Origin of the sequence: Streptomyces katrae (assembly GCF_000966975.1) — a bacterium.
Lineage (GTDB): Bacteria > Actinomycetota > Actinomycetes > Streptomycetales > Streptomycetaceae > Streptomyces > Streptomyces katrae.
In genome coordinates this window covers 1-1,615 of record NZ_JZWV01001431.1, presented here as the reverse complement: position 1 = coordinate 1,615, position 1,615 = coordinate 1, and the positions used below count along the sequence as shown (strand labels likewise).

Below are 1,615 nucleotides of genomic sequence, written 5' to 3'. Positions count from 1 at the left end.
AGAGACAGGGCCGCCGCCGCTGTGTGGAGGGTTTCAGCCCGGGCAGCCCGCGAGGGCGTCCGGGCAGCCCTGGACCGCCTCCGGGTCGAGCGTGAGCAGCTGCCACGACACGACCCCGGCCGGCGGGGAGTCCTCCTGCGGGGCGGGGTCGATGTGCGCGTTCAGCGCCGAACCCGCCGGGAGGTTGAGCCGGGTGACCTCCCCGGCCGTGCAGGACACGTCGAACGACCGGTCTCCGGAGCCGCCTTCGCGGGACAGCAGCAGGGTGACCCGGGAACTCTCCTCGCTGTCACAGGCGATGTCGAAGCGGAACGGGCGCTCCCCGCCGGTCTCCAGGGTCTTGTCCATGCCGGCCTTGAGGAACCCCGTCCCCCGCATCGTCACGCGCGCGCCGGCCGCGACGTCCTTCCCCAGACTCTCGTCGGCCCGCTGGAGCGCGTCCTCGGGCTCCCATCCCTTGGGCTCGGGCGCCGCACCCCCGCCGCATCCGGTGACGAGCACCGCCCCGGCGGCGAGGGCCAGGACCAGGGCGAGGGAGTGACGTATCCGCATTCCTCCAGCCTAGAGGGTGCGGGGCGCCCCGTCGGCGAGCCAGCGCAGGGCCGCCTCCACCGACTCCGCCACCGCCGGCCCCTCCGGCACGGCCGGACGGCGTACGACCAGGACCGGGATCCCGGCCTCCCGGGCGGCCGTGAGCTTGGGGGCGGTCGCGTCGCCGCCGCTGTCCTTGGTGACCAGGACGTCGATGCGGTGACGGGCCATCAGTTCCCGCTCCTGCTCCAGGCCGAACGGCCCGCGGGCCAGCACCGTCTCCAGGCGGGGCGGCACCGGCCCCTCCGGCGGATCCACCGAACGCACCAGGAACCAGGTGCCGGTGAGGTGCGCGAAGGCCCGCAGGCCCGTCCGGCCGGTGGTCAGGAAGGCCCGCCCGCCGAGGGACGGCAGTACGGCGGCGGCCGCGGTGAGGTCGTCCGCGAAGGTCCACTCGTCGCCCGGGCCCGGACTCCAGCCGGGCCGCCGCAGCGCCAGCACGGGCACGCCCGTGAGCGCCGCCGCCCCGGCCGCGTGGAAGCTCATCCGCTCGGCGAAGGGGTGCGTGGCGTCGACCACGTGCGTGACGCCGTGGGCGGTGATCCAGCCGGCCAGCCCCTCGACCCCGCCGAACCCGCCGATCCGGGTCTCGCCCGGCGGCAGCACGGGCGAACCCACCCGGCCCGCGAGGGAGTTCGTCACCCGGTACGAGGAGGCGTACGCGGGGTCCCCCGCCAGCGCCTCCGCCAGCCGGCGGGCCTCGGTGGTACCGCCGAGGATCAGGACGTGCCGCGCCGGGCCCGCCGCGGCGGCCGGCTCAGCAGACATGCCGGTCGCGCTCGGGGGAGTAGAGGTGGCTGTCGCGGAACTGCTCCGCGCCCAGCGTGCGGCCCACCACGATGACCGCGGTGCGCACCAGCCCCGCCCCCTTCACCTGTTCCGCGATGTCGGCGAGCGTCCCGCGCAGGATCAGCTCGTCGGGGCGGCTGGCCATCGCCACCACCGCCACCGGGCACTCGGCCCCGTAGTGCGGCAGCAGTTCCTCCACGACGCGGTCCACGTAGCGGGTGGCCAGGTGCAGCAC

At 75.9% G+C, this 1,615-nt stretch carries 2 protein-coding genes and 1 pseudogene; all 3 read right to left on the bottom strand.

Annotated elements, in window-relative coordinates; translation table 11 throughout:
- Positions 1-33: 33 nt before the first annotated feature.
- Positions 34-552: a hypothetical protein gene (locus tag VR44_RS38035; protein WP_045952249.1), complete on the bottom strand. Its 519-nt coding sequence runs from the start codon at positions 550-552 to the stop codon at positions 34-36.
- Between the two features lie 9 nt (positions 553-561).
- Positions 562-1,359 carry a cobalt-precorrin-6A reductase gene (locus tag VR44_RS38030; RefSeq protein ID WP_045952248.1) on the bottom strand — a complete coding sequence of 266 codons (798 nt, stop codon included), beginning with the start codon at positions 1,357-1,359 and terminating at the stop codon, positions 562-564.
- Positions 1,349-1,615 (bottom strand): annotated as a pseudogene (locus tag VR44_RS38025) (precorrin-4 C(11)-methyltransferase); the annotation flags it as partial. The gene VR44_RS38030 and the pseudogene VR44_RS38025, both read right to left, overlap by 11 nt.

Coding starts and splice junctions, on each gene's coding strand:
- VR44_RS38035 (WP_045952249.1), bottom strand. CDS start 552: ATGCGGATACGTCACTCCCTCGCCCTGGTCCTGGCCCTCGCCGCCGGG.
- VR44_RS38030 (WP_045952248.1), bottom strand. CDS start 1,359: ATGTCTGCTGAGCCGGCCGCCGCGGCGGGCCCGGCGCGGCACGTCCTG.